This is a genomic window from Kitasatospora sp. NPDC023120, from assembly GCF_055560835.1.
Window position 1 is genome coordinate 1 of the sequence record NZ_JBVHHY010000006.1, and the last position, 25,067, is coordinate 25,067.

24 protein-coding genes and 1 pseudogene are annotated in these 25,067 nt (G+C 73.1%); 13 read left to right on the forward strand and 12 right to left on the reverse strand.

The features are described from left to right. Positions 1-544 precede the first annotated feature (544 nt). From ACZ3TI_RS10405 to ACZ3TI_RS10430, 6 genes are all read left to right on the forward strand, one after another. Positions 545-2,968 (forward strand): SulP family inorganic anion transporter, encoded by a 2,424-nt coding sequence (locus tag ACZ3TI_RS10405; RefSeq protein ID WP_465725494.1) that lies wholly within the window; start codon positions 545-547, stop codon positions 2,966-2,968. Between the two features lie 242 nt (positions 2,969-3,210). Further along, positions 3,211-5,169: an acetate--CoA ligase gene (acs, locus tag ACZ3TI_RS10410; RefSeq protein ID WP_465725496.1), complete on the forward strand. Its 1,959-nt coding sequence runs from the start codon at positions 3,211-3,213 to the stop codon at positions 5,167-5,169. A gap of 350 nt (positions 5,170-5,519) precedes the next feature. Continuing rightward, positions 5,520-6,968: a Na+/H+ antiporter NhaA gene (gene nhaA, locus ACZ3TI_RS10415; protein ID WP_465725498.1), complete on the forward strand. Its 1,449-nt coding sequence runs from the start codon at positions 5,520-5,522 to the stop codon at positions 6,966-6,968. Positions 6,969-7,170: 202 nt separating this feature from the next. Beyond that, positions 7,171-7,647: a phage holin family protein gene (locus ACZ3TI_RS10420; protein WP_465725500.1), complete on the forward strand. Its 477-nt coding sequence runs from the start codon at positions 7,171-7,173 to the stop codon at positions 7,645-7,647. A gap of 146 nt (positions 7,648-7,793) precedes the next feature. Then, on the forward strand, positions 7,794-8,855 hold the full coding sequence (locus ACZ3TI_RS10425) for an alpha/beta fold hydrolase (protein ID WP_465725502.1): 1,062 nt from the start codon (positions 7,794-7,796) through the stop codon (positions 8,853-8,855). A gap of 187 nt (positions 8,856-9,042) precedes the next feature. Continuing rightward, positions 9,043-9,252 carry a hypothetical protein gene (locus ACZ3TI_RS10430; protein WP_465725504.1) on the forward strand — a complete coding sequence of 70 codons (210 nt, stop codon included), beginning with the start codon at positions 9,043-9,045 and terminating at the stop codon, positions 9,250-9,252. A gap of 80 nt (positions 9,253-9,332) precedes the next feature. On the opposite strand, the gene ACZ3TI_RS10435 is transcribed toward ACZ3TI_RS10430, so the two are convergent. The 5 genes from ACZ3TI_RS10435 to ACZ3TI_RS10455 all read right to left on the reverse strand — a co-directional run bounded on the left by ACZ3TI_RS10435 (position 9,333) and on the right by ACZ3TI_RS10455 (position 13,449). Beyond that, positions 9,333-10,010: a metal-dependent hydrolase gene (locus tag ACZ3TI_RS10435; protein ID WP_465725506.1), complete on the reverse strand. Its 678-nt coding sequence runs from the start codon at positions 10,008-10,010 to the stop codon at positions 9,333-9,335. Positions 10,011-10,241: 231 nt separating this feature from the next. Then, positions 10,242-11,426: a MarP family serine protease gene (locus ACZ3TI_RS10440; RefSeq protein ID WP_465725508.1), complete on the reverse strand. Its 1,185-nt coding sequence runs from the start codon at positions 11,424-11,426 to the stop codon at positions 10,242-10,244. 46 nt (positions 11,427-11,472) lie between these two features. Next, positions 11,473-12,207, reverse strand: a complete 735-nt coding sequence (locus ACZ3TI_RS10445) for an NUDIX hydrolase (RefSeq protein WP_465725510.1) — start codon at positions 12,205-12,207, stop codon at positions 11,473-11,475. Continuing rightward, positions 12,204-13,121: an endonuclease III gene (gene nth / locus ACZ3TI_RS10450; RefSeq protein WP_465725512.1), complete on the reverse strand. Its 918-nt coding sequence runs from the start codon at positions 13,119-13,121 to the stop codon at positions 12,204-12,206. The genes ACZ3TI_RS10445 and nth overlap by 4 nt, the downstream gene beginning before the upstream one ends. Before the next feature lie 40 nt (positions 13,122-13,161). Then, positions 13,162-13,449, reverse strand: a complete 288-nt coding sequence (locus ACZ3TI_RS10455; protein WP_465725514.1) for a hypothetical protein — start codon at positions 13,447-13,449, stop codon at positions 13,162-13,164. A gap of 515 nt (positions 13,450-13,964) precedes the next feature. Between ACZ3TI_RS10455 and ACZ3TI_RS10460 the strand changes: the two are divergent. From ACZ3TI_RS10460 to ACZ3TI_RS10470, 3 genes and pseudogenes are all read left to right on the forward strand, one after another. Then, positions 13,965-14,231: pseudogene (locus ACZ3TI_RS10460) on the forward strand (ATP-binding cassette domain-containing protein); the annotation flags it as partial. Positions 14,232-14,459: 228 nt separating this feature from the next. Next, complete coding sequence (locus ACZ3TI_RS10465) at positions 14,460-15,248, forward strand: alpha/beta fold hydrolase (RefSeq protein WP_465725516.1); 789 nt, start codon at positions 14,460-14,462, stop codon at positions 15,246-15,248. 94 nt (positions 15,249-15,342) lie between these two features. Further along, positions 15,343-15,960: an RraA family protein gene (locus tag ACZ3TI_RS10470; RefSeq protein ID WP_465725518.1), complete on the forward strand. Its 618-nt coding sequence runs from the start codon at positions 15,343-15,345 to the stop codon at positions 15,958-15,960. A 27-nt stretch (positions 15,961-15,987) separates the two neighbouring features. Here the strand turns inward: ACZ3TI_RS10470 and ACZ3TI_RS10475 are convergent, their stop codons facing one another. Further along, positions 15,988-16,812 carry an isocitrate lyase/PEP mutase family protein gene (locus tag ACZ3TI_RS10475; RefSeq protein ID WP_465725520.1) on the reverse strand — a complete coding sequence of 275 codons (825 nt, stop codon included), beginning with the start codon at positions 16,810-16,812 and terminating at the stop codon, positions 15,988-15,990. Positions 16,813-16,925: 113 nt separating this feature from the next. On the opposite strand from ACZ3TI_RS10475, the gene ACZ3TI_RS10480 reads away from it, so the two are divergent. Both ACZ3TI_RS10480 and ACZ3TI_RS10485 read left to right on the forward strand, forming a co-directional pair. Next, positions 16,926-17,933 carry an ArsR/SmtB family transcription factor gene (locus ACZ3TI_RS10480; RefSeq protein ID WP_465725521.1) on the forward strand — a complete coding sequence of 336 codons (1,008 nt, stop codon included), beginning with the start codon at positions 16,926-16,928 and terminating at the stop codon, positions 17,931-17,933. Between the two features lie 192 nt (positions 17,934-18,125). Further along, complete coding sequence (locus ACZ3TI_RS10485; protein WP_030288117.1) at positions 18,126-18,800, forward strand: Crp/Fnr family transcriptional regulator; 675 nt, start codon at positions 18,126-18,128, stop codon at positions 18,798-18,800. A gap of 101 nt (positions 18,801-18,901) precedes the next feature. Here the strand turns inward: ACZ3TI_RS10485 and ACZ3TI_RS10490 are convergent, their stop codons facing one another. The 5 genes from ACZ3TI_RS10490 to ACZ3TI_RS10510 all read right to left on the reverse strand — a co-directional run bounded on the left by ACZ3TI_RS10490 (position 18,902) and on the right by ACZ3TI_RS10510 (position 21,689). Continuing rightward, positions 18,902-19,735, reverse strand: coding sequence for an MBL fold metallo-hydrolase (locus ACZ3TI_RS10490; protein WP_465725522.1), 834 nt, complete (start codon positions 19,733-19,735; stop codon positions 18,902-18,904). 150 nt (positions 19,736-19,885) lie between these two features. Continuing rightward, positions 19,886-20,059 carry a hypothetical protein gene (locus ACZ3TI_RS10495; RefSeq protein ID WP_465725524.1) on the reverse strand — a complete coding sequence of 58 codons (174 nt, stop codon included), beginning with the start codon at positions 20,057-20,059 and terminating at the stop codon, positions 19,886-19,888. A 77-nt stretch (positions 20,060-20,136) separates the two neighbouring features. Then, positions 20,137-21,003 carry an NUDIX hydrolase gene (locus ACZ3TI_RS10500; protein WP_465725526.1) on the reverse strand — a complete coding sequence of 289 codons (867 nt, stop codon included), beginning with the start codon at positions 21,001-21,003 and terminating at the stop codon, positions 20,137-20,139. A 63-nt stretch (positions 21,004-21,066) separates the two neighbouring features. Beyond that, the gene (locus tag ACZ3TI_RS10505; RefSeq protein WP_465725528.1) at positions 21,067-21,534 is read right to left on the reverse strand and encodes a RidA family protein; all 468 of its coding nucleotides are present in this window, start codon (positions 21,532-21,534) and stop codon (positions 21,067-21,069) included. Beyond that, the gene (locus ACZ3TI_RS10510; protein WP_094743074.1) at positions 21,531-21,689 is read right to left on the reverse strand and encodes a DUF4177 domain-containing protein; all 159 of its coding nucleotides are present in this window, start codon (positions 21,687-21,689) and stop codon (positions 21,531-21,533) included. Before ACZ3TI_RS10510 ends, ACZ3TI_RS10505 begins: the two co-directional genes overlap by 4 nt. A 212-nt stretch (positions 21,690-21,901) precedes the next feature. On the opposite strand from ACZ3TI_RS10510, the gene bagA reads away from it, so the two are divergent. Together bagA and bagB are read left to right on the forward strand one after the other, a co-directional pair. After that, positions 21,902-22,984: an ATPase BagA gene (gene bagA, locus ACZ3TI_RS10515; RefSeq protein ID WP_465725530.1), complete on the forward strand. Its 1,083-nt coding sequence runs from the start codon at positions 21,902-21,904 to the stop codon at positions 22,982-22,984. Continuing rightward, entirely contained in the window at positions 22,981-24,231 is a 1,251-nt protein-coding gene (gene bagB / locus ACZ3TI_RS10520) for an ATPase BagB (RefSeq protein WP_465725532.1), read from the forward strand. Before bagA ends, bagB begins: the two co-directional genes overlap by 4 nt. A 271-nt stretch (positions 24,232-24,502) precedes the next feature. Here the strand turns inward: bagB and ACZ3TI_RS10525 are convergent, their stop codons facing one another. Further along, positions 24,503-24,826, reverse strand: a complete 324-nt coding sequence (locus ACZ3TI_RS10525; protein ID WP_033333275.1) for a WhiB family transcriptional regulator — start codon at positions 24,824-24,826, stop codon at positions 24,503-24,505. Positions 24,827-25,067 lie beyond the last annotated feature (241 nt).

Sequence of the window (25,067 nt, forward strand, 5' to 3'; positions counted from 1 at the left end):
ACCCGCACGCTCTACGACGAGGCCACTGCCTGGTCACACCACGCAACCCTCCCAGCCACAGCTTGACACCGCTACGGCATGGGATGTCTGACACCCATTCCCGAAACAGTCGCCCGACCCAGCCGCCGACGCGCCCGAACGGGCCGCGGCCTCCCGACACCCCGGGGAGGCCGCGGCCCGTTCGCCGTGTCCGGTCCGCTCGCCGCGTCCGGTCCGCTCGCGGCGATCGGCCCGTTCGACCGGCCCACCACCGCCACCAGCAGATTCCTGCCGATTCGAACACCACCCATTGGGGTGAATCAGGGGGTTTTCCGCTTCCCTCCCGTAACCACGCTGTGCAAAGATTTCATTACCCTCGGTTTACCGAGTCTTGGGGTCCGCCCCTGATGGTCAACGCCGGCCGGTGACACCCGCACTCCCCCGCCGCGCCCACGCCATCCCGCCACACCGTCGCGACCCACGACAGCCGATCCGCCCGGAGCCCCAACCCCGGACCCACCGCCGGACCTGACTGCGTTCGTTCCCCCGGACAGACGGGAAGACAATGACCCTCGACATCTCCAGTGCTCCCATCGCCTCCGACACCACCGACCACGCACCGCCGGGCCCCCGCGCCCGGATCCGCTGGGCGCAGGACCTCTCCGCCTCGCTCGTGGTCTTCCTGATCGCCGTGCCGTTCTCCCTCGGCATCGCACTGGCCACCAGCGCCCCGCTCACCGCCGGCCTGGCCGCCGCGGCCGTGGGCGGCATCGTGGTCGGGCTGTTCGGCGGTACCTCACTCATGGTCAGCGGCCCCTCGGCAGCGCTGACCGTGATCACCGCCGGGCTGATCGGCCAGTACGGCTGGCAGGCCACCTGTGCCGTCACCCTGGCCGCCGGGCTGCTCCAACTCCTGCTCGGCGTACGCCGGGTGGCCCGGACGGCGCTCGCGGTCTCGCCCGCGATCGTGCACGGCATGCTGGCCGGGGTCGGCCTCACCATCGCCATCGCGCAGCTGCACGTCGTGCTCGGCGGCTCGCCACAGAGCTCCGCGATCGCCAACCTCCTGGCCCTGCCGGGACAGTTGGCCGGTCCACACCCGCCCGCGGTGCTGGTCGGCGCGGTGACCGTGGCCGTCCTGCTCGGCTGGCCACGGCTCGGTCGGCTCCCGGGCCGGGCAGGCCGGTTGGGGGCCCGACTGGCCAAGGTGCCGGGTCCGCTGGTGGCCGTCTCGCTGTCCACCGCCCTGGCACTCGCCCTGGGCCTGCGGCTCGCCCACATCCGGCTGCCCGCCTGGCAGCCGCACTCCTTCGTGCCCACCCTGCCGCACGGTCCGGTGCTCGGGCTGGTCGCCGCCGTCCTCACCGTCACCGCCGTGGCCAGTGTGGAGTCGCTGCTGTCCGCCGTCGCGATCGACCGGATGTCCCGCCGCACCGGGGACCTCGACCGCGAGCTGCGCGGGCAGGGCCTCGCCAACCTGGTGAGCGGCCTGGTCGGCGGGCTGCCGATCGCCGGCGGCGCGGTGCGCAGCACCGCCAACGTGCAGGCCGGTGCGCAGACCAGGTGGGCCTCGGTGCTGCACGGCGTCTGGGTACTGGCCGCCGCGCTGGCGCTGACCGGCGGGCTGCGGCGCATCCCGCTGGCCGCGCTCGCCGCGCTGGTACTGGTGGTCGGGCTGCAGATGGTGAGCTTCGCGCACATCCGCAATGTGCACCGGCACCGGGAGTTCCCGGTCTATCTCCTCACCGTGGTCGCCGTGGTGGCGGCCGGTGTGCTGTGGGGCGTCGCGATCGGCGCCGGCACCGCCGTCCTGCTCGCGCTCTACCGGCTGACCCGCGCCCATGTGGACGTCGGGACCGGGCCCGATGGCTCGGTCACCGTCCGGACGCACGGCCCGCTCACCTTCACCGCCGTCCCCCGGCTCAGCCGGGCGCTGGCCGGCATCCCGGCCGGGTCCGAGGTGACCGTGGTCCACGACGGCTCCTTCCTGGACCACGCCGCGTACGAGACGCTGCACAACTGGCGCAGCGGGCACCAGGACGCGGGCGGCCGGGTCGCGATGGTGACGAAGCGCCAGGACGACGAGGTGCTCGACCCCGACGGCACGGTGCGCGCGGGCAGTTCACCGGGGCCGCACCGCTGCCGGGCCTGGACGCCCTGGGTCGGCCACCACTGCATCGAGCAGCAGGAGGATCCGCACGGCCGGCTGCTGGACGGGGTCCGGGTGTTCCAGCTGCACACGGCACCGCTGATCAGGCCCGAACTCGCCCGGCTGGCACGGGAGGGGCAGACGCCCTCGCAGCTCTTCCTGACCTGTGCGGACTCGCGGATGGTCACCAGCATGATCACCAACAGCGGCCCGGGCGACCTCTTCACGGTCCGCAACGTGGGCAACCTGGTGCCGGCGCCCTTCGAACCCGGCGCGGCCGACGACTCGGTGGCCGCCGCGGTGCAGTACGCGGTCGAGGTGCTGGAGGTGCGCTCGATCACAGTCTGCGGCCACTCCGGCTGCGGCGCGATGAAGGCCCTGCTGGACGGCGTGCACGAACTGTCCGGTCCGCCCACCCCGTTGGCTCGCTGGCTGCGCAACGGCCGCGGCTCGCTGGACCGGCTCCGCCGGGTGCCCGCCGAGTTCGCCGACCGGCCGGTGGTGGACCCGGTGGAGCAGCTCTGCATCACCAACGTGGTGCAGCAGCTGGACCAGCTGATGGCGAATCCGGCGGTGGAGCGCCGGGTCGAGGAGGGCACCCTGCGGCTGGTCGGGATGTACTTCGACTTCGCGACCGCCCAGGCCTACGTGCTGGACCGCGCCGCCGGGACGTTCAGCCCGGTCGAGGCCCGCAGCGGGGAACGGCCCGAAGCCCGCGCCGAGGCCGGTACCGAGGGCAGCAGCGCTCCCGGGACCGGCGGGGCATCGGCCGAACGGGTGAGAAAGGACGGTCGGGTTCCGTCCCGTGACGGCGAGGAGGGCCCCCGACTGGCCGCCTGAGAGCCGGGCCCGTGTCCCCGCCGGGCGGGCCGGGGCACGGGCCCATCAGTCCTCGTACGGCTTCCCGCTCCGTTCCGGTGCGGCGTACGGGCAGTTGTCCGATTGGCGATCAAAGGTCTACACCAATTCCAGGGAGCCTCTTGTCAACTGCCCCGTTCGCCTGGTGAGCTGTGCGCTGGGACACACGGGACAATCCCCACGCACGGGATCGTCCCCGATCATGACTCGATGAGGAGTGCGTGTTGAGCAACGAGAGCCTGGCCAACCTGCTCAAGGAGGAGCGGCGCTTCGCCCCGCCGGCAGAGCTCGCCGCAGCCGCCAACGTCACGGCGGCCGCGTACGCGCAGGCCTCCGAGGACCGTCTGGGCTTCTGGGCCGAGCAGGCCCGCCGCCTCAGCTGGGCCGTCGAGCCGACGGAGACGCTCGACTGGTCCAACCCGCCCTTCGCCAAGTGGTTCGCCGACGGCAAGCTCAACGTGGCGTACAACTGCGTCGACCGCCACGTCGAGGCGGGCCTGGGCGAGCGGGTCGCCATCCACTTCGAGGGCGAGCCCGGCGACAGCCGCTCGATCACCTACGCCCAGCTCAAGGACGAGGTCTCGCAGGCCGCCAACGCGCTGCTGGAGCTCGGCGTCCGCAAGGGCGACCGGGTGGCGGTCTACCTGCCGATGATCGCCGAGGCGGTCGTCGCGATCCTGGCCTGCGCCCGGATCGGCGCCACCCACTCGGTGGTCTTCGGCGGCTTCTCCGCCGACGCCGTCGCCTCCCGCATCCAGGACGCGCAGGCCAAGCTGGTCATCACCGCCGACGGCGGTTACCGCCGCGGCAAGGCGTCCGCGCTGAAGCCGGCCATCGACGAGGCGCTCACCAAGGTCGACGGCGTCGAACACGTCCTGGTGATCCGCCGCACCGAGCAGGACATCCCGTGGACCGAGGGCCGCGACGTCTGGTGGCACGAGATCACCGCGCGACAGTCCACCGAGCACACCCCCGAGGCGCACGACGCCGAGCACCCGCTGTTCATCCTCTACACCTCGGGCACCACCGGAAAGCCCAAGGGCATCCTGCACACCTCGGGCGGCTACCTCACCCAGGCCAGCTACACCCACCACGCGGTCTTCGACCTCAAGCCGGAGACCGACGTCTACTGGTGCACCGCCGACATCGGCTGGGTCACCGGCCACTCGTACATCGTCTACGGCCCGCTCGCCAACGGCGCCACCCAGGTCATCTACGAGGGCACCCCGGACACCCCGCACCAGGGCCGGTTCTGGGAGATCGTCCAGAAGTACGGCGTGACCATCCTCTACACCGCGCCGACCGCGATCCGCACCTTCATGAAGTGGGGCGACGACATCCCCGCGAAGTTCGACCTGTCCTCGCTGCGGGTGCTGGGCAGCGTCGGCGAGCCGATCAACCCCGAGGCGTGGATCTGGTACCGCGAGCACATCGGCGCCGGCAAGGCCCCGATCGTGGACACCTGGTGGCAGACCGAGACCGGCGCCATGATGATCAGCCCGCTGCCGGGCGTCACCGAGACCAAGCCGGGCTCGGCCCAGCGCGCCCTGCCGGGCATCTCGGCCACCGTGGTGGACGACGAGGCCAACGAGGTGCCGAACGGCTCCGGCGGCTACCTGGTGCTCACCGAGCCGTGGCCGTCCATGCTCCGCACCATCTGGGGCGATGACCAGCGCTACATCGACACCTACTGGTCGCGCTTCGAGGGCCGCTACTTCGCCGGCGACGGCGCCAAGAAGGACGAGGACGGCGACATCTGGCTGCTCGGCCGGGTGGACGACGTCATGCTCGTCTCGGGCCACAACATCTCCACCACCGAGGTCGAGTCGGCCCTGGTCGGCCACCCGTCCGTCGCCGAGTCCGCGGTGGTCGGCGCCACCGACGCCACCACCGGGCAGGCCATCGTCGCCTTCGTGATCCTGCGCGGCGGCGCCACCGAGAGCCCGGAGCTGGTCGAGGAGCTGCGGGCGCACGTCGGCCGCACGCTCGGCCCGATCGCCAAGCCGAAGCAGATCAAGGTGGTCGGCGAACTGCCGAAGACCCGCTCCGGCAAGATCATGCGCCGACTGCTGCGCGACATCGCCGAGGGCCGCGAGGTCGGCGACACCACCACCCTCGCCGACAGCTCGGTGATGAGCCAGATCCAGGCCCAGCTGCCGCCCTCGGACAACGGCAACGGCTGAGCCGGCTGACACAGCGGCTGTGCCCCGGACGGTGGTCACCGTCCGGGGCACAGCCGTTCTGCCGTCACGGCACTGAGGCGCCGAGGCGCTCAGAGCGGTGAGGCCGTCCGGATGCCGGGGCCGGCCGTCCGGATGCCGGGGCCGGGTCTCCGGAGTGCAGAACCGACCCGCAGGGCTTAAGTCCTTTCTTAGGACAATCCGGATGTCACCCGACCCCCCGTTAAACTGTCAATGACGCATCAAGATCGCCTGTCCGGGATCCGGGCGTCACAGGGCGCGCCGGGAAGTCTGGTCGGCAACTGCACCACCCGTGCATCCGTTGCCGCTCCCAGCCCCTCAGGAGGTCCCTCGTGACCGACCAGCCGCCCGTCCACGAGCCGACGACCCGACGCCGGCAGCTCCTCGGCCGGCTGCCACTACCCGAGCGCACCTTCGTCACCGACGCCCTGCGCACCGAGACCGTCGGCGGTGTGCTGCTCCTCGGTGCCGCCGTCATCGCGCTGATCTGGGCCAACGTCTGGCCGCAGGCGTACGAGAGCGTGCTCGACTACACCATCGGCCCCTCCGCCCCGCTGCACCTCGACCTCTCCCTGGCCACCTGGGCCAAGGACGGGCTGCTGACGATCTTCTTCTTCGTCGCCGGGATCGAGCTCAAGCGCGAGTTCGTGGCGGGCGAACTGCGCACGCCGAGTGCGGCGGTGCTGCCCGTCATCGCCGCCGTCTGCGGGGTGGCACTGCCCGCGATCTTGTTCGCCCTGGTGAACTCCGGCAGCGGCGGGCACCCGAGCGGCTGGGCGATCCCGACCGCCACCGACATCGCCTTCGCGCTGGGTGTGCTGGCCGTGGTCGGCAGCCACCTGCCGTCGGCGCTGCGCGCCTTCCTGCTCACCCTGGCCGTCGTCGACGACCTGATCGCGATCCTGATCATCGCGATCTTCTACAGCTCCGGCATCAAGTTCTGGGCGCTCGGGCTGGCCCTCGCCGGACTGGTGCTGTTCTGGTTCCTGCACCGGCGCGGGGTGCACGGCTGGTACCTGTTCGTGCCGCTGGCCCTGGTGACCTGGACGCTGATGCACGAGAGCGGCATCCACGCCACGGTGGCGGGCGTCGCGATGGGCCTGATGCTGCGCTGCCACCGGGAGGGCGACGAGCAGCACTCCCCCGGCGAGCACATCGAGCACCTGGTCCGCCCGATCTCGGCCGGCCTGGCCGTCCCGGTGTTCGCGCTGTTCTCGGCCGGGGTGACGATCTCCGGCCCGGCACTGCGCGAGGTGTTCACCCAGGCCACCCCGATCGGCATCGTGGTCGGCCTGCTGGTCGGCAAGTCGGTGGGCATATTCGGCGGCACCTGGCTGACCGCCCGGTTCACCCGGGCCGAGCTGAACCCGCAGCTGAAGTGGGCCGACATGGCCGCCGTGTCGGTGCTCGCGGGCGTCGGCTTCACCGTCTCGCTGCTCATCAGCGAGCTGGCCTTCCCGGACGACCCGGCGCTCGCCGACCTTGCCAAGACCGCCGTCCTGGTCGGCTCGCTGCTCTGCGCGACGGTCGCCACCGTGCTGCTGAAGCTGCGCAACCGGCACTACCGCGCACTGTGCGAGGAGGAGGACCGGGACCTGGACGGGGACGGCATCCCGGACGTCTACCAGCAGGACGACCCGGCCTGGCGGGCCCGGGTCGCGGAGTCGACGCGGCCGCTGCCGGGCGAGGCGTCCGGAAACTCCGGAAGCTCCGGGAACTCCGGGAGCTCCGGGAACTGCGGGAGCTCCGGGAGCTCGGGCAACTCCGGCACCGGCGACTGACGGTCCGTCCCGGAGGCTCCGGAGCCCTTCAGAGCCGGGACACGTACCTCCGGCGGGGCCCCGGAGTGGTGTGCGACTGACCGGTAAGGGCATGATTCTGAGCTGTCGACAATCCACTGACGCCTCCGGAACCCCCCACCGGCACCCGGAACCGCAGACCCGCGGTGGCGTCACGCCGCACAGCCGCAGAGGAGAACCGCTGATGCCCGCAGGAGCCGCAGACCCGTCCAGCAACGGCCGGGCGCCCTACGAGGGCGAGCGTTCGGTGGGGCAGCTGTTCGCGGCGGCCACCGCCGACCTGTCCGCGCTGGTCCACGACGAGATCGCGCTCGCCAAGGCCGAGATCCGGGCGGACGTCAAGCGCGGCGTCTCCGGCGGTGTCTCGCTGACGGTCGCCGGCGTGGTGGCGCTGTTCTCGGTCCCGATGCTGAGCGCCGCAGCGGCCTTCGGCATCCACGCGCTCGGCCTGTCGCTGGGCTGGTCCTTCCTCATCGTGGCCGGCGCCTACCTGCTGCTCGCGGTGCTGCTCGGGCTGCTGGCGTTCCGCTCGTTCAAGAAGATCGAGAAGCCGGTCCGCACCATCGAGGGCGCCCAGAAGACCGCCGACGTGCTGAAGAACGCCCGCCCCCGCCCGGCCACCAAGGAGGAGATCGACCGGGCCCTGGGCCGCATCCCGTAAGCCGTCCGCAGGCCGTGACCGGACACTCCGTCGACGAACGGTCAACGGAGGTGTCAACAGTCGCGTCAACGCCCGCGTCAACGGACCCGCGCGCGGCAATGAGTGCCGGGCACGTGTCCGGCGCGCGGATGTGACACGCTCTCGGTATGCCGCTTGACCAGAAGCCCGTGCCCGCGCAGCCGTCCGCCGATTCCGGCCCCGACTCCGGCCCCGGCCTCGTCCCCGAGGTCCCCGAGGGGCCCGGCCCGGCCGCCGAACGGGAGACCGCCGAGGCGGCCTCCGGTGCCGCTCGGGCGGCGGAGGCCGAGGCCTGGAGCATCCGGCAGGCCGGTCCGTGGACGCACCGCGACCTGGCGGCCAACGGCGCCCGCTTCCACATCGCCGAACTGGGCTCGGGCCCGCTGGTGCTGCTGGTGCACGGCTGGCCCGAGTACTGGTGGGCCTGGCGCCACCAGCTGACCGCGCTCGCCGAGGCCGGATACCGGGCGGTGGCGCTCGACCTGCGGGGCATCGGCGGCAGCGACCGCACCCCGCGCGGGTACGACCCGGGCAACCTCGCCCTGGACATCACCGGGGTGATCCGCTCGCTCGGCGAGCGCCGGGCGCACCTGGTCGGGCACGCCTCGGGCGGCACCCTGGCCTGGGTGGCCGCGGTGATGCGGCCGTCCGTCATCCAGAGCCTGACCGCGGTCTCCGCCGCGCACCCCAGGGACCTGCGCCGGGCGCTGCTGACCGACCGCCGGCAGTTCGCCGCCTTCGAGCACGTGCTGGGCTTCCAGCGGCCGTGGATACCGGAACGCCGCCTGGTGGCCGACGACGCCGCGCTGGTAGGCCGCTACCTGGCCTCCTGGACCGGCCCGAACGGCCTGGACGAGACCGCGGTGCACGCGTACCGGCAGGCGATCCAGATCCCCAGCACCGCCCACTGCTCGATCGAGCCGTACCGATGGCTGATGCGGTCGATGGCCCGGCCCGACGGCATCCAGTTCGCCCGGCGGATGAAGAAGCCGATCACCGCGCCGACCCTGCACGTCCAGGGCGCGGCGGACCCGGTGCTGCTGTCGCACACCGCGCTCGGCGGCGGCGAGTACGTGGCGGCGCCGTACCGCTGGCGGCTGCTGCCGGGCGTCGGGCACTTCCCGCACGAGGAGGCGCCGGAGGAGTTCACCGCCGAGCTGCTGGACTGGATCGGGCGCCACAAGGAGTGAGGCCGAGGAGTGAGACCTGGGAGTGAGACCTGGGAGCGAGGCCGGGGAGGGGGCCGGGCGGGCGGCATCGCGGAAGGAATGGCCTGGTCCAACTCTCTTGATGTTGCGCTCATATGACAAGCGCATAGGCCAATTTCGGCAAGCCCCGGGCGGTTACCCCCACCGGCCCAGGGGCATCCATTCCGGTATGAGTTGGATGCCCGATCGCGGCGCCGCCCCGCGCGGCCGACGCCGGAACAGCCCGCAGCGCTCCGCCCACCGCCCCGACCGGGCGGACGACCTCGGCTTCGACGGCCTCGACCGCCGTCAGCCCGCGGAGCGGCGCCAGCTCGGCATCCCGCGCATCCTCGGCCGACGCGCCCGCTGGGTGGGCGCACGACTGCGGCGCGAGACCTGAGGCCTCGCGCCGCGTCGCTCCGGCAGTGGTGCCGGCGGTGATCCCGGTGGTGACTCCGGCGGTGGTCCCGGTGGTGCCGCTCAGCCGGTGATCGGCGACAGCGCGGTGAACCAGAGCAGGACGAAGGTCGCCACCGACATGATCGGCACCAGCACCTTGGTCTCCACACTGTTGCCGCTGCGCTTGATCAGCACGACCTCGTAGCGCTCCTTGTGCGGCCAGAGCAGCGGCGCGCCCTTCTTGGTCAGGCAGTCGCCCAACAGGTGCGCCAGCGTGCCCAGCGCCACCGCGTACGGCAGCCAGCCGGGCGAGTTGGGCATCCAGGTGTTCATCCCGAAGGTGCCCAGCGCGGACAGCCCGATGACGGTGATCCAGGTCTGCGGACCGTCTCCGGGCGGGCACAGCCGCAGCGCCCGGATCGCCAGCGCCAGCAGGAAGAAGGTCAGCGCGAGCGTGAAGTTCCGGCCCAGGAAGGCGACGCCCGCCCAGGTGCCGGCGCCCATCAGCCCGACGAACAGCAGCGAGTGGGTGGCGTGCCGGTGACCGCCGGACACCCAGGCCACGAAGCGGCAGAGCACCTTGGAGACCGGGCCGAGGAAGTTGGCGATCGAGCCGTCGTGGTGGTCGAGGTCCGGCAGCAGGGCGGCGCCCGCGCACAGCACCGTGCCCATCAGTATGTCCGCCGGCTGCAGGGTGGTGTGCAGCAGCAGCGGGGGCAGGAAGGGGGCCGAGGCCGCGTACAGCATCGCCCCGCTCACCGCATGCGAATGACCCATCATCGGACTGCCACGGCCTCCCGTCGGACCCACTCCGGGACGGCGCCCGGTTGAGCCGAACGGGTGAGCGCGGCCGACGCTACCAGGGCGGGCTGACGGCACGACGGATATCGGAACGGCCCGGCCCGGCGCGTCCCCGCCGGATCCCGCCGAACCCGCCGGGTCCCACTCACCCCCTGCCTGGATCCCGCCGACCCCGCGCGACTGGCTCGGTCAGAGCGCGCAGCCCTGGGTGTCCACCCGGGCGGTCGCCGCGCCGCCCTGCTGGGCGTCCTCGCGCACCTCGGCCGCGGTCAGCACGTAGCCGGTGTCGGCGCTGTCCAGGGACTTGGCGAACACCACGCCGTACACCTGGCCGTCCGGGGTGAGCAGCGGGCCTCCGCTGTTGCCCTGGCGGACCATCGAGCGCACCGAGTAGACGTCGCGCACCACCTGGCCGCGGTGGTAGATGTCCGGGCCGTTGGCCTGGATCCGGCCGCGGATGCGGGCCGGCTGGACGTTGAAGGCGCCGTTCTCCGGGAAGCCGGCCACGATCGCGCTGTCGTTGGTCTTCGCCTCGCCCGCGAAGGTCAGCGCGGGCGCGTTCAGCTTGGGCACGTCCAGGACCGCGATGTCGCGCTGCCAGTCGTAACGGACCACCGTCGCGTCGTAGAGCTGGCCGACGCCGCCGATCTGCACCGTCGGCTCGTTGACCCCGCCGACCACGTGGGCGTTGGTCATCACTCGGTGCGGGGCGAAGACGAAGCCGCTGCCCTCCAGGGTCTTGCCGCAGGAGGTCGCGGTGCCGACCACCTTGACCAGGCTCTGCTTGGCCCGCGCCACCGCCGGGCTGGCGGCGAGCGCCGGGTCGGGGCTGTCGACCTGGGTGATCGGCTCGTGCTCGAAGGGGTTGAACACCTGCGGGAAGCCGTTGCGGGCGAGCACCTTGGAGAAGTCCGAGAACCAGTTCGGCGCGTCCGAGGGCAGCGCGTCCTGCACCCCGCCGAGGATCGCCGAGGAGCGGACCTGCTTGGAGACCGTCGGCAGCGAGGCCCCGGCCAGCGCCGAGCCGATCAGCCAGGCCACCAGCAGCATCGAGACCACGTTCACCACCGCGCCGCCGGCCGCGTCCAGCACCCGGGCCGGGCGGCGATCGATGTGGCCGCGCAGCTTCCAGCCGAAGTGGGCGGTGAGCGCCTGGCCGATCGCGGCGAAGACGATCACCACCACGACGGCCACCACCGAGGCCGTGGTGCCGGGGCTCAGGTGGTCGAGCAGCAGCGGCAGCAGCTCGACGGCCAGCAGACCGCCGCCGAGGAAGCCGACCAGCGACAGGACACCGACCACGAAGCCCTGCCGGTAGCCCGACACGGCGAATCCCACCGCAGCGAGGATCAGCAGCACATCCAGGACGTTCACTCCGACAGCCTCCCACGGTCCATGGGCCGTGCGGGCCGACGGCCGGTCACGAGGCTCCGGCGTCGCCGCCCGGCAGCGCGCGGGAGTGCTCGAGGTCGCCCTGGACCAGGGCCAGCGCGTCGTCCGAGAGGTCGACGATCCGGGACGGGTCCCAGGGCAGCTCCAGCCCGCTGTGGTGCAGCACCCGGTCGATCACCCCGGCGGTGAAGCCCCAGACCAGCCGCCCGGCGACCGCGAAGGCCGGGCCGATGTGCCCGGACGGGTGGCGCAGCCGCACCCGGTTCGCCGGATCGGCCAGGTCAGCGATCGACACCCGGAACACCGCGCCGGTCTCGCCCTGGTCCACCGGGCGCACCGGCGACTCCTCGCGCCACCAGCCGAGCACCGGGGTGACCACGAAGCTGCTCACCGGGATGTACAGCCGCGGCAGCGCCGCGAACACCTGCACCCCGTCGGGGTCCAGGCCGGTCTCCTCCCAGGCCTCGCGCAGCGCCGCCGCGATCGGCCCCGGGCCGTCCGGGTCGCCGTCCTCCGGATCCAGCGCTCCGCCCGGGAAGGACGGCTGGCCGGCGTGCGAGCGCAGCGACCGGGCCCGCTCGATCAGCAGCAGGTCCGGCCCCTGCGGGCCCTCGCCGAACAGCATCAGCACGGCCGCCGCCCGGCCGCCCTCGACCGGCGGCAGGAAGCGGCTCAGCTGCTCCGGCAGCACCCGCTCGGCCGCCTCCCGGACCGGCTCCAGCCAGACCGGGAGGTCGTCCCGCTCGATCCCGCGCGTGATCACGCGCCCACCCCGCTTCGCTCCGCAGCCACCGCCAGGTCCGCGACCTGTCCGTGGTGGGCGGCGGCGTCCGCTCGGGCGGCCGCCTCCCCGGGGAAGTCCGCGGGGGGCCTCAACCGTTGCCCCGGCTGGCCGCCCATCTCGTACTTGAGCAGCTTGCGCGCCTTCTCCGGGTCGGTCACGCCCTCGCCGTACGCGGGGCAGAGCGGCGCGATCGGGCAGGCGCCGCAGGCGGGCTTCTGGGAATGGCAGATCCGGCGGCCGTGGAAGACCACGCGGTGCGAGAGCATCGTCCACTCCGACTTCGGGAAGATCGCGGCGACCGCCGCCTCGACCTTCACCGGGTCCTCCTCGGTGGTCCAGCCGAACCGCCGGGCCAGGCGCCCGAAGTGGGTGTCGACGGTGATCCCGGGGACTCCGAAGGCGTTGCCCAGCACGACGTTGGCGGTCTTGCGGCCGACGCCGGGGAGGGTCACCAGATCGTCCAGCCGGCCCGGGACCTCGCCGCCGAACTCGTCGCGCAGCGCCATCGAGAGGCCGATCAGCGACTTCGCCTTGTTCCGGAAGAAGCCGGTCGGGCGGATGATCTCCTCCAGCTCCTCCGGGTTCGCCGCCGCCATGTCCTCCGGCGTCGGGTACTTCGCGAACAGCGCGGGGGTGGTCTGGTTCACCCGCAGGTCGGTGGTCTGCGCCGACAGCACCGTGGCCACCAGCAGTTGGAAGGGGTTCTCGAAGTCCAGCTCCGGATGCGCGTACGGGTACAGCTCCGCCAGCTCGCGGTTGATCCGCCGGGCCCGCCGCACCATCGCCAGGTGCGACTCGGGCTTCCTCGGCTTCACGGCGGGCCGCTTCGCCGCCTTCTCCACCGCCGGCTCGGCCTTCGGCGCCGCCGCTTTCCGGACCTTGCTCTCTGCCATGCACGAAGGCTACGCCGAGCGGACCATCGATTGGACGTGATCAAGCGGAAGCGGGCTTGGCCAGGGCGTGTTGTCTCATGAAGTCTTCGCGTGCCGGTTGCCTGACCGGTGGAGTGCTGATGATCAGGGCCCTGTTGGCGGAGGACATGAGCATGGTGCGCAGCGCGTTGATGGCGCTCCTCGCGTACGAGGACGACCTGGAGGTCGTCGCCGTGGTGCCCTCCGCCGCGATGGTCTGCATGCCGCCCAGCGCCTCGACGAAGCCGGCCGCGATGGCGCCCTGGACCTTCAGCCCGATGGGCGAGTCGAAGAAAGTCGGATCGGCCATACAGTACACGTCGTAATGCTCGGACATTCGCCACCCCCGTGACTTCTCCGAAAAACGTCGAATGGATCCGAATGACTCGGAATGAATCGGCGGAAAACCTCGGCGGATAACCCCGGCCGAGAACACCGGCCGCACCGAAGGAACTCCGGATGGCGGTACGGAGGAGAGTTGCTCGACCCGGTTCCCGGCGGTCCGCGTTTGATTACTTCGAACAAGTTCGATCCTTGCACCCGAACAGGACTTTGACCACGCCGTACTCCATGGAATGCCCCATGCGATTCGCAGGGTCCGGCCGTGGATTGCCCATCCCAGGGCCCGCCCCGGCCCCTTCCTTCGCGGCCGGACGGCCACGTCGGCCGGTCCGGCCGTTACGCCGGTGGGCGGATTTGGCTAGGCTGGCGCCGATAAGGGGCAGGGCGGCGCACGAGGAGGGGATTCCCGTTTTCTCGCGGACTGCGGATTCCAGCGATCCGGAACAGACCCATTCCGTTTCCGACCCGGGCCCGGCGGTCCGGCTGGACGGAGTGACCAAGGTGTACGGGCAGGGGGCCGGCGCCGTGCACGCCCTGCGCGGGGTGACGATGGAGTTCCGGCGCGGCGGGTTCACCGCGGTGATGGGACCGTCCGGATCGGGGAAGAGCACCTTCCTGCACTGCGCCGCCGGGCTCGACCGGCCGACCTCCGGACAGGGCCGGCTGGCCGGCCGGGACCTGTCCGCGCTGACCCCGAACGAGCTGACGATCCTGCGGCGCCAACGGATCGGCTTCGTCTTCCAAGTGGTGACCCACGACCCGGTCGCCGCCTCCTACGCGGACCAGGTCTACTTCCTCGCCGACGGCGCCTTCGCCGAGGTCCTGGACGGGCCCACGCCGCGCTCGGGCCGACGGGCACCGACGGGCGCCGGTGAGCGCGCGGTGGACCGCCCGAGAAATCTCCGGCGGGAGCGATGAGTTCTGCGGCGGACGCCGGTCTACCCCTGTGACCGGATCCTCCGACCGAAGGAACACCCCATGAGCACCGTGGTCTCCACCGACGGCACCACCCTCTCCTGCACCGTCACCGGCTCCGGCCCCGCGGTGGTCCTGGTGGACGGGGCGATCACCCACCGCGCCTTCGACCCGGGCGTCGCGATCGCCGAGCAGTTGTCGACCCACCACACCGTGTGGGCCTACGACCGGCGCGGCCGCGGCGGCAGCGGGGACACCGCGCCGTTCGCGGTGGAGCGCGAGATCGAGGACCTGGCCGCGGTGATTGCGGCGGCCGGCGGCTCGGCCGCGGTCTTCGGCATCTCCTCGGGCGCGGCGCTCGCGCTGCGGGCCGCCGCCGCGGGCGTCGACATCCGCCGACTCGCCGTCTACGAGCCGCCGTTCAGCACCGAGGACGGGCAGAGCGCCCGCTTCGTCGTGTACGTCACCGAGTTGGAGGCAGCACTCGCCGAGGGGCGCCGCGGGGACGCCGTCGCGGCCTTCATGTCCTTCGTCGGGATGCCCGCGGAGATGGTGGACGGGATGCGCGCCGCCCCGGTGTGGCCGCTGTTCGAGGCGGTCGCGCCGAGCCTGGCCTACGACGCGGCGGCGCTCGGCGCGCGGACCGGCGCGACCGTCCCGGTCGACGCCCTGGCCCGGATCGCCGTCCCGACCCTGGTGCTGGACGGCGGCGCCAGCCCGGAGCTGCTGCGGGCGCCCTCCGCCGCGGTGGCCGCAGCCGTGCCGGGCGCCGAGTACCGGACGCTGGCCGGCCAGACCCACGAGGTTGCGGCCGAGGCGCTGGTGCCGGAGCTGGTGAAGTTCTTCGCCTGACCCTCCCGTCCGAGGCCGCCGGTCTCCCGTTCGAGACCGCCGATCCGAGGGTCACTAGCCTTCGGACGAACCGAGGATCGGAGAACGAGGAGCCATGGACGCGGACTTCAAGGACATCCCCACCACCACCCTGACCGACATCCTGGGCCGCGCCCGGGTCATGGACATCGGCCTGCGCCCGCTCTGGTCCGGGATGCCCCGGGTGGCCGGCCCGGCGTTCACCGTGCAGTGCCCGCCCGGCGACAACCTGATGCTGCACGCCGCGATCCACCGGGCGGAGCCCGGCTCGGTGATCGTGGTCGAGTCCGGCGACCTGGACTACGCGCTCGCGGGCGGAAACGTGTGCGCCGTGGCGCAGCGCCGGGGCGTGGTGGCCTTCGTCGCCGACGGTCTGATCCGGGACCTCGGCGAGGTCCGGGAGGCGGGCTTCCCGGTCTTCGCCCGCGGAGTGATCCCGGTCCCCGGGGCGAAGAAGGCGCTGGGCACGCACGGCGCCCCGGTGCGCTGCGGCGGCGTGCTGGTGGCGGCCGGCGACATCGTGGTGGGTGACGAGGAGGGCGTCGTGGTGGTGCCGGCCGCCGAGCGGGAGCGGGTGCTGGAGGCGGCCCGGGCGAAGCTGGCGAAGGAGGCCGACGAGACCCTGGACGAGTGGGCGGCGGAGCACCGCGGCCGGATCGAGCGGACCCTCGCCGAGCTGGGCTTCCAGGGCTGACCCACCGACGCCGCACCGGGCAGGCCGTCAGCCCCGGTACAGCCCGTTCAGCTCGCCGAAGCCGTCCACCCCGTCGAGCTCCGTCAGCGTCCCGGCGCCGAGCAGTTCGGCGGCGGCGCGGCGGGCCGCGGTGTACGCGAGCTGGGCGAGGCCGGTGCCGAGGCTGATGCGCCGCACCCCCGTGGCGGCGAGTTCGGCGACGGTCGGCCCGCCCGGGACGGCCATGGCGTTGACCGGCAGCGCCGAGCGCTTGCACAGCTCGGTGAGGGCGTCGAGGTCCAGCAGCCCGGGGACGAACAGGCCGTCGGCGCCCGCCCCGGCGTAGGCCTCGGCCCGGGCCAGCACGTCGTCGAGCCCGCCCAGCCCGAACAGGAAGACGTCGGTGCGGGCGTTGACCACCAGCTCGGGCAGCCCGGCCGCGGCCGCCGCCGTACGGACCGCGCGCAGCCGCTCGGCCTGCTCGGCCACCGGGAAGAGCGGGCCGCCGACGGCCGTCGAGTCCTCCAGGTTGACGCCGGCCGCGCCCACTCCGACCAGGGCGGTCACGGTCTCGGCCACGTCGGTGGGCAGCGGCCCGTACCCGCCCTCGGCGTCGACGGTGACCGGCAGGTCCACCGCGGCGACGATCCGGCGGGCCGCCTCGACCGCCGCCGCCCGGTCGAGCCGCTGCCCGTCGCCGCGCCCGAGCGACCAGGAGACGCCGCCGCTGGTGGTGGCGACCGCCTGGGCGCCGGCCGCGGCGATCACGGCGGCGCTGCCCGCGTCCCAGGCGTTGGGCAGGACGAGCACGCCGTCCGCGACCAGCTCGCGCAGCCGCAGCGCCCGCTCGCGGGACTCGGGGGTGGTGGACATGGGTGTCACCGGCTTTCGTACGGATCGGTGGGGACGGAGGCATCCTGCGTCCGCCGCCCCCACCGGTACCAGTGATTAAGCTGAGGCTGAATCTTCCGCCGGAGGGGGCCCGGATGCGAACCGAACTGCACTTCTCCACCGAGGACTTGGCACTGACCCGGTTCGCCGTCTCCCCGATGCAGGAGGTGGTGACCAGCCTGCGCGCCCTCGCCCACTCCCCCGTCCCGGCGCTGCACCGGCGCTGGGCGGGGCAGGTCCGCGAGCGGCTGGCGGCCGCCGGTCCGGCCCGGGAGCGGCTCGCCGCGCTGGTGCCGCCCACCGGCCACCTGCCGGACTTCCTCAACCCCGCCCCGGCCGGCTTCTCCCCCGCGCTCGCCGAGGAGCTCGCCGCGATCACCGCGACCGGCGCCGAGCAGGTCCGGGCCGACCTCGACATCATGGCCGCCGAGGCCGGCGGCCGGCTGCCGGCCGTCCTGGCACCGCTGTACCGCGACCCCGCCGGGCAGCTGCCCCGGCTGGCCGCCGACCTGGAGGCGTACTGGGAGCTGGCGCTCGCCCCGTCCTGGGCCCGGATCCGCGCGCTGCTCGCGGCGGACGTCTTCCACCGCTCCCGGCAGGCCGCCGAGCACGGCACCGCGCGGATGCTGGGCGAGCTGCACGACACGGTCCGCTGGGACGGCGGCGCGCTGCGGCTGGAGCAGCGGCACTGCGCGGTCACCCGGCTGACCGCCGGGGCCGGGCTGCTTCTCCTGCCCTCGGCCTTCGCCTGGCCGCGGGTGCTCACCCGGGTGCTGCCGCCCGACCCGCCGCAGCTGGTCTATCCGGCGCGGGGAACCGCCACCCTGTGGGAGCGTCGTCCGGACGCCGCTGCCCGCACCGACGCCCTGGCCGGCGTCCTCGGCCGCTCCCGCGCCCGGCTGCTGGCCGAGCTGGACTCCCCGGCCTCGACCACCGAGCTGGCCCGCCGCACCGAGCTGTCCCCGGCGGGCGTCTCGCAGCACCTCACCGCCCTGCGCACAGCGGGCCTGACCAGCGCACACCGTGCGGGACACGCCGTCCTGCACGCCCGGACGGCGATTGGCGATTCCCTGTTCGACCAGGACGGGCAAGTGTTCGACTAGGGCCTGCCCGGGGACTCCCGCCGCCCGCCCCGTCCGATGACCCGCCGGTACGAATGGCCCCGCACGGCACACCTCGGCACACCCCCTCCTCATATGATCGGAGCGACATGCGCCATGCTTGGTGATGCAGAACACTGAACGGAACTTGCGCCGGACGGCCCACCCGCCGGACGGCCGAGAAGGAGGAAGCACGTGGACGACGTTCTGCGGCGCGCCGCACTCTTCGCGGCACTCGACGACGAACAGGCCGGCGAGCTGCGCGCTTCCATGACGGAGGTCACCCTCGCCCGCGGGGAGTCGCTGTTCCACGAGGGCGACCCGGGCGACCGGCTGTACGTCGTCGCGGAGGGCAAGGTCAAGCTGCACCGCGCCTCGCCGGACGGCCGCGAGAACATGCTCGCCGTCCTCGGCCCCAGCGAGATGATCGGCGAGCTGTCGCTGTTCGACCCGGGCCCGCGCACCGCGACCGCCAGCGCGCTGACCGAGGTCAAGCTGCTGGGCCTGGGCCACGGCGACCTGCAGCCCTGGCTGCACGCCCGCCCCGAGGTCTCCATCGCGCTGCTGCGGGCCATCGCCCGCCGACTGCGCCGGACCAACGACGTGATGTCCGACCTGGTCTTCTCCGACGTGCCCGGTCGCGTCGCCAAGGCCCTGCTGGACCTCTCCCGCCGCTTCGGCGTGCAGTCCGAGGAGGGCATCCACGTCGCCCACGACCTCACCCAGGAGGAGCTGGCCCAGCTGGTCGGCGCCTCCCGAGAGACGGTCAACAAGGCGCTCGCCGACTTCGCCGGCCGCGGCTGGCTGAAGCTGGAGGCGCGCGCGGTGGTCCTGCTGGACGTCGAGCGGCTGTCGCGCCGCTCGCGCTGACACTCCGAGCACCGCGAAGGGCCCGTCCGCACGGACGGGCCCTTCGGCGTGCACGGGCCGGCCGCCGGGCCGTCGCCGGTCGCCGGTCAGTCGAGCTCCGGTCAGTCGAGCTCCGGGATCAGCCCGTGCTCCTCCAGGTAGTCCAGCTGGGCCCGCACCGACAGCTCCGCGGCCGGCCAGAGCGCCCGGTCCACGTCGGCGTACACCCGCGCCACCACCTCGGGGGCGGTCCGGCAGCCGGCCTCGACCGCGGTCTCCACCTGGGCGAGCCGGGTGGCCCGGTGGGCCAGGTAGTAGTCGACGGCGCCGAGCGCGTCCGCGAGCACCGGGCCGTGGCCGGGCAGCACGGTCCGCACGCCGTGGTGGGAGGCCATCGTGTGCAGCCGGCGCAGCGAGTCCAGGTAGTCGCCGAGCCGTCCGTCGGGGTGGGCGACCATCGTGGTGCCGCGGCCGAGCACGGTGTCACCGGTGAGGATCGCGCCGTCCTCCGGCAGGTGGAAGGTCAGCGAGTCCGAGGTGTGGCCGGGAGTGCCCACCACCCGCAGGTCCAGGCCGCCGACGTCCAGGCGCTGCCCGCCCACCAGGCCCTCGGAACCCAGCCGGTGCGCCGGGTCCAGGGCCCGTACCTCGGTACGGGTGAGCTCGGCGAAGCGGGCCGCCCCCTCGGAGTGGTCGGCGTGGCCGTGGGTGAGCAGGGTCAGCGCGATCCGCTTGCCGCGCTCCTCCGCGAGGTCGATCACCCGGCGCAGGTGCTCCTCGTGCAGCGGACCGGGGTCGATCACCACGGCCAGGTCCGAGCCGGGCTCGGAGAGCAGCCAGGTGTTGGTGCCGTCCAGCGTCATCGGCGACGGGTTCGGCGCCAGCACGCACAGCGCCCGGGAGGTGGCCTCGCCGCCGACGACGGCGGCGGGGTCACCCGGCAGAAGTCCGCTCATGCGCCCACCTCGCTGCACTCGGCAGGCGCTTCGCGCAACGCGCACCCCTCGATGATTCGCTCACTTCGCTCGCTCATGCGCCCACCCCACTGCACTCGGCAGGCGCTTCGCGCAACGCGCACCCCTCGATGATTCGCTCACTTCGCTCGCTCACCGGCCGCCCTCGACGTCGCGATGGAGGACCCGCAGCGGCAGCGCCCGGACGAGGGCGCGCTGCGCCACCTCGACGAACGGGACCGGGGTGTCACAGGCCGGGGAACGGGGGGGCAGGCGGCGGGCGGGCATCTCGGGTGCCGTCCGGCGAGCCACGTCGTTGTGGGTCATCGGGCGTCGGTCCTTTCTCTGCGGTGGTGCGGGTGAGTCTTCGGCGGTGCGGGTGGCTCTGGGGTGGTGCGGGTGGCTCAGGAGTCCTCGGGGAACTCCCCGTCGATGGTCAGCTCGTCGTACCCCGGCCAGCGGACCGTCATGCGGTCCCCGCGGACCTCGGCCCGGCCCAGGACCGGCGGCAGCGGGCGGTCGGCGGCCGCGGCCAGCGCCTCGGCGGCGGTGCGCACCGGCGACAGCTCCCGCAGCACCGTCACGGTCGGCGGCAGCATGCCGAACCGGCCCTCCTCGTAGCCCCGGACCGCCTCGGCCGGGCTCAGCCAGGCGACCCGGTCGGCCTCGCCGACCTCCAGGGCCGCGCGCTGGCCGGACGGCAGGGCCGCCACGAAGAACCAGGTGTCGTACCGGCGCTCCTCGAACTCCGGGGTGATCCAGCGGGCCCAGCCGCCCAGCAGGTCGCTGCGCAGCACCAGGCCGTGGTCGCGGAGGAACTCGGCGAAGGACAGCTCGTGCGCCTCCAGCGCGGCCCGCTCCGCGGACCAGTCGCGCGGCGCGGCGACGCTGTGCGCGTCCGGGCCGGCCAGCAGTACGCCGGCCTCCTCGAAGGTCTCGCGGACGGCCGCGCAGACCACCGCCCGGGCCGTCCGGACGTCCACCCCGAGCCGGTGCGCCCACTCCTCGGGCGAGGGGCCGGCCCAGCCCGGCTCGACCTCGGCGTCCCGCGGGTCCACCCCGCCGCCCGGGTAGGCGTACATCCCGGCCGCGAAGGCCATCGAGGTGCGCCGACGCAGCAGGTAGGCCTCCGGCCCGGCGGCGGTGTCGCGCAGCAGCACGACCGTGGCGGCGGGCCTGGGCACCGGCGGGGTCAGCACGCCGGAGTCGACCGCCCGGATCCGGGCAGGCCAGCCGGGCGGCATCGGGAGCGTCGTTGCTCGATGGTCCATGCCCGGATGCTAAGCGCACGGGGGCGGGGTTGGACAGGGCCTACCCCGCCCCCGCGATCACGTTCAGGCCTGCTTGACGCGCACCTGGAGCTCGATCTCGACCGGGGCGTCCAGCGGCAGCACCGCGACGCCGACCGCGCTGCGGGCGTGCACGCCGGCGGCGCCGAGCACCTGGCCGAGCAGCTCGCTGCACCCGTTGATCACGGCCGGCTGGCCGGTGAAGTCGGGGGCGGAGGCGACGAAGCCGACGACCTTGACGACCCGCTCGATCCGGTCGAGGTCGCCGATCACCGACTTCACGGCGGCCAGGGCGTTCAGCGCGCAGGTCTGCGCGAGCTCCTTGGCCTCCTCCGGGGACACCTCGGCGCCGACCTTGCCGGTGGTCGGCAGCTTGCCGCCGACGACCGGGAGCTGGCCGGAGGTGAACACGAACTCACCGGACTGCAGGGCCGGCACGTACGCGGCGACCGGCGCGGCCACCGGCGGCAGGGTCAGGCCCAGCTCGGCGAGCTTCGACTCGACGGAGCTCATGCGTTCTTCTCCCGCTTGAAGTAGGCCACCAGCTGCTCCGGGTTCGGGCCGGGCACGACCTGGACGAGCTCCCAGCCGTCCTCGCCGAAGTTGTCCAGGATCTGCTTGGTGGCGTGCACCAGCAGGGGCGCCGTCATGTATTCCCACTTGGTCATGGCCAGACTCTAGACGAGCCGCGCCGCAGAGCCGTGCCGCACCGGGGGCGGCGTGTGAGGTGGGGCACAAAGAGGGCATGATCAGGCCTGGCAACCCAGGTGCTCCGGGCATCCGGTGCGGTCCCTGGTTACCCTCGCGAGAGGGCACCCTGATGAGGGGCACCCTCGCCAGGAGGGGACGCCCGTAGGACGGAGACGGACGGAGACGGAGCGTGGCACGCACCCCCGGCCAGGCGGACCGGCGCGATCCCGACTGGGAGGGCGTCCGGCTGCACGTGGTCAGCGGAAAGGGCGGCACCGGGAAGACCACGCTGGCCGCCGCGCTGGCCCTGGCACTCGCGGCCGACGGCGGACGGGTGCTGCTGATCGAGGTCGAGGGCCGGCAGGGCATCGCCGAGCTGTTCGGCATCGCCGCGCTGCCGTACGAGGAGCGCCGGATCGCCTCGGTATCCCGCAGGCAGCTGGGGCTGCCGGCCGCGGAGGCGCCCGCGGCACCGGCGGGCGAGGTCTTCGCGCTGGCCATCGACACCGAGCAGGCGCTGCTCGAGTACCTGGAGATGTTCTACAAGCTCGGCCGGGCCGGCAAGGCCCTGCAGAAGGTCGGCTTCGTCGACTTCGCCACCACCGTCGCGCCCGGCGTCCGGGACGTCCTGCTCACCGGCAAGGCCTGCGAGGCGACCCGGCGCAAGGACCCGGACGGACGGCGCCGCTACGACGCGGTGGTGATGGACGCCCCGCCGACCGGGCGGTTGACCCGGTTCCTGAACGTCAACGCCGAAGTCGCCGGGCTGGCCCGGATCGGCCCGATACACACCCAGGCCCAGGCCGTGATGCGGGTGCTGAAGTCGCCGGAGACCGCGGTGCACCTGGTCACCCTGCTGGAGGAGATGCCGGTGCAGGAGACGGTCGACGGCATCGCGGAGCTGCGCGAGGCCAAGCTCCCGGTGGGCGGGGTGATGGTCAACATGGTCCGTCCGCCGGTGCTGGACGCGGCCGCGGTGGCCGCCGTGGACGGGGACCACCGCGAGGAGGTCGCCCGGGCGCTCGGGGAGGCCGGGCTCGGCGGCCGCTCGCGCAAGCCGGAGACGGTCCGGGCGGCGGTGGAGCCGCTGATCGACCCGCTGCTGGAGCAGGCCAGGGAGCACGCCGAGCGCGTCGAGCTGGAGCGCGAGCAGCGCGCCGACCTGCAGCAGCTGCGGATCCCGACGTACGAACTGCCGCTGCTGGGCGAGGGCGTGGACCTCGGCGCGCTGTACCGGCTGGCGGGCGACCTGAAGCGGCAGGGGGCGGCATGACCAGGGGCGGCGTGACCGACGGCATGACCGACGGCGGCGTGCGGAGCACCGGCAAGCGGCTCGCGGTGGACGAGCTGATCGACGACCCGAAGACCAGGATCATCGTCTGCTGCGGCTCCGGCGGGGTCGGCAAGACCACCACCGCCGCGGCGATCGGCCTGCGGGCCGCCGAACGCGGCCGCAAGGTCGTGGTGCTGACCATCGACCCGGCCCGCCGGCTCGCCCAGTCGATGGGCCTGACCGAACTCGACAACACCCCCCGGGTGGTCAAGGGGGTGACCCCGATGGAGGGGGCGCCGCTCTGCGGCTCGGACGAGGGTGGTGGTGGGCGACGGGAGGGAGGAGAGCTCCAGGCCATGATGTTGGACATGAAGCGGACCTTCGACGAGGTCGTGCTGGCCCACGCGGAGCCCGAACGGGCCCGGGCGATCATGGAGAACCCGTTCTACCAGTCCCTGTCGGCCGGCTTCGCGGGCACGCAGGAGTACATGGCGATGGAGAAGCTCGGGCAGCTGCGCGCCGCCGAGGAGTGGGACCTGATCGTCGTGGACACCCCGCCGTCCCGCTCGGCGCTGGACTTCCTGGACGCGCCCAACCGGCTCGGGTCCTTCCTGGACGGCCGGGTGATCCGGATCCTGACCGCCCCGGCCAAGGTCGGCGGACGCAGCGCGATGCGGTTCCTGAACGCCGGGATGGGCCTGCTCACCGGCACCCTGGGCAAGATCTTCGGCGCCCAGCTGCTCACCGACGTGCAGACCTTCGTCAGCGCGATGGACTCGATGTTCGGCGGCTTCCGCGAGCGCGCCGACCGCACGTACCAGCTGCTCAAGGCGCCGGGAACGGCGTTCCTGGTGGTGGCCGCGCCGGAGCGGGACGCGCTGCGCGAGGCGGCGTACTTCGTGGACCGGCTCGCCGCGGACCGGATGCCGCTGGCCGGGCTGGTGCTCAACCGGGTGCACGGCACGGGCGCGCCGCAGCTCACGCCGGAGCGGGCGCTGGCGGCGGCGGAGGCGCTGGAGGAGAACGGCTCGGAGCACTCCTCACCGGAGGCGGAGCTGCTCGCGGCCGGGCTGCTGCGGCTGCACGCCGAACGGATGCAGATCATGGGGCGGGAGCGCCGCACCCGGGACCGCTTCGTCTCGGTGTACCCGGACGTGCCGATCGTGGAAGTCCCGGCGCTACCGGGTGACGTGCACGACCTGGACGGGCTGCGGGCCATCGGGGACCGGCTCAGCGGCGCGGCGTAGGACGGCACGGCTCAGGACGGCGCGGAGTGGAACGGCGCGGCTCAGGACGGCACCGCGCTGGACGGCACCGCGCTGGACGGCAGGAGACGGCACGGGGCGGCGCGGTGTGGACGCCCGCCCTGGGCCGACCGGCCCGGACCCCCCGGTACGGCCGGTTCGACAAGTCGACGAATCCTGCGAGTTCGACGGGTTCAGCCAGTTCAACCGGTTCAACCGGTTCGGCCGACTCGGTCGACTCGGCCGGCTCGGTGAATCGGCGAACCGCCCGGACTCAGCCCGCCTGGGCGTAGTCCGTCAGTATCACACCGGTCGCGAGGGACTCCTCGTACTCGGTGCGGGCCGTCTCCAGCAGCCTCCGCCACGACATGACCGTCGGGCGGCGGCGCAGCAGCGCCCGGCGCTCGCGCTCCGTCATCCCGCCCCAGACCCCGAACTCCACCCGGTTGTCCAGGGCGTCCGCGAGGCACTCCGTCCGGACGGGGCAGCCGCTGCACACCGCCTTCGCGCGGTTCTGTGCCGCCCCCTGGACGAACAGTTCGTCCGGATCACTCGTGCGGCAGGCGGCCTGCGCACTCCAGTCGTCAACCCAGCCCATCCCGGCGCCGTCCTCTCCCGTATCGAGGCTCCCCCACGGCGGCAACGGCATATTCACCGTTGCCAGTTGAGGACGTTACGGAAGAACGACAGCTTGCAACAGCCCCTTCGGGCTCAATCTCGAATGACCCGATTGGACTATGGGTATCGGTCAGCTCACTCGTTGGAGTGATCGCAGGTCGCACACCTTGCCAAAGGCGGGGCCCGCACTCTCGCCACAGGCGTCATCACGGAGAGCGACC

Coding starts and splice junctions, on each gene's coding strand:
- ACZ3TI_RS10455 (WP_465725514.1), bottom strand. CDS start 13,449: ATGGCCGATCCGACTTTCTTCGACTCGCCCATCGGGCTGAAGGTCCAG.
- ACZ3TI_RS10430 (WP_465725504.1), top strand. CDS start 9,043: ATGAGTTGGATGCCCGATCGCGGCGCCGCCCCGCGCGGCCGACGCCGG.
- nth (WP_465725512.1), bottom strand. CDS start 13,121: ATGGCAGAGAGCAAGGTCCGGAAAGCGGCGGCGCCGAAGGCCGAGCCG.
- ACZ3TI_RS10495 (WP_465725524.1), bottom strand. CDS start 20,059: ATGACCCACAACGACGTGGCTCGCCGGACGGCACCCGAGATGCCCGCC.
- ACZ3TI_RS10470 (WP_465725518.1), top strand. CDS start 15,343: ATGGACGCGGACTTCAAGGACATCCCCACCACCACCCTGACCGACATC.
- ACZ3TI_RS10505 (WP_465725528.1), bottom strand. CDS start 21,534: ATGAGCTCCGTCGAGTCGAAGCTCGCCGAGCTGGGCCTGACCCTGCCG.
- ACZ3TI_RS10490 (WP_465725522.1), bottom strand. CDS start 19,735: ATGAGCGGACTTCTGCCGGGTGACCCCGCCGCCGTCGTCGGCGGCGAG.
- ACZ3TI_RS10465 (WP_465725516.1), top strand. CDS start 14,460: ATGAGCACCGTGGTCTCCACCGACGGCACCACCCTCTCCTGCACCGTC.
- ACZ3TI_RS10475 (WP_465725520.1), bottom strand. CDS start 16,812: ATGTCCACCACCCCCGAGTCCCGCGAGCGGGCGCTGCGGCTGCGCGAG.
- bagB (WP_465725532.1), top strand. CDS start 22,981: ATGACCAGGGGCGGCGTGACCGACGGCATGACCGACGGCGGCGTGCGG.
- ACZ3TI_RS10510 (WP_094743074.1), bottom strand. CDS start 21,689: ATGACCAAGTGGGAATACATGACGGCGCCCCTGCTGGTGCACGCCACC.
- ACZ3TI_RS10420 (WP_465725500.1), top strand. CDS start 7,171: ATGCCCGCAGGAGCCGCAGACCCGTCCAGCAACGGCCGGGCGCCCTAC.
- ACZ3TI_RS10405 (WP_465725494.1), top strand. CDS start 545: ATGACCCTCGACATCTCCAGTGCTCCCATCGCCTCCGACACCACCGAC.
- ACZ3TI_RS10480 (WP_465725521.1), top strand. CDS start 16,926: ATGCGAACCGAACTGCACTTCTCCACCGAGGACTTGGCACTGACCCGG.
- ACZ3TI_RS10425 (WP_465725502.1), top strand. CDS start 7,794: ATGCCGCTTGACCAGAAGCCCGTGCCCGCGCAGCCGTCCGCCGATTCC.
- ACZ3TI_RS10500 (WP_465725526.1), bottom strand. CDS start 21,003: ATGGACCATCGAGCAACGACGCTCCCGATGCCGCCCGGCTGGCCTGCC.
- ACZ3TI_RS10525 (WP_033333275.1), bottom strand. CDS start 24,826: ATGGGCTGGGTTGACGACTGGAGTGCGCAGGCCGCCTGCCGCACGAGT.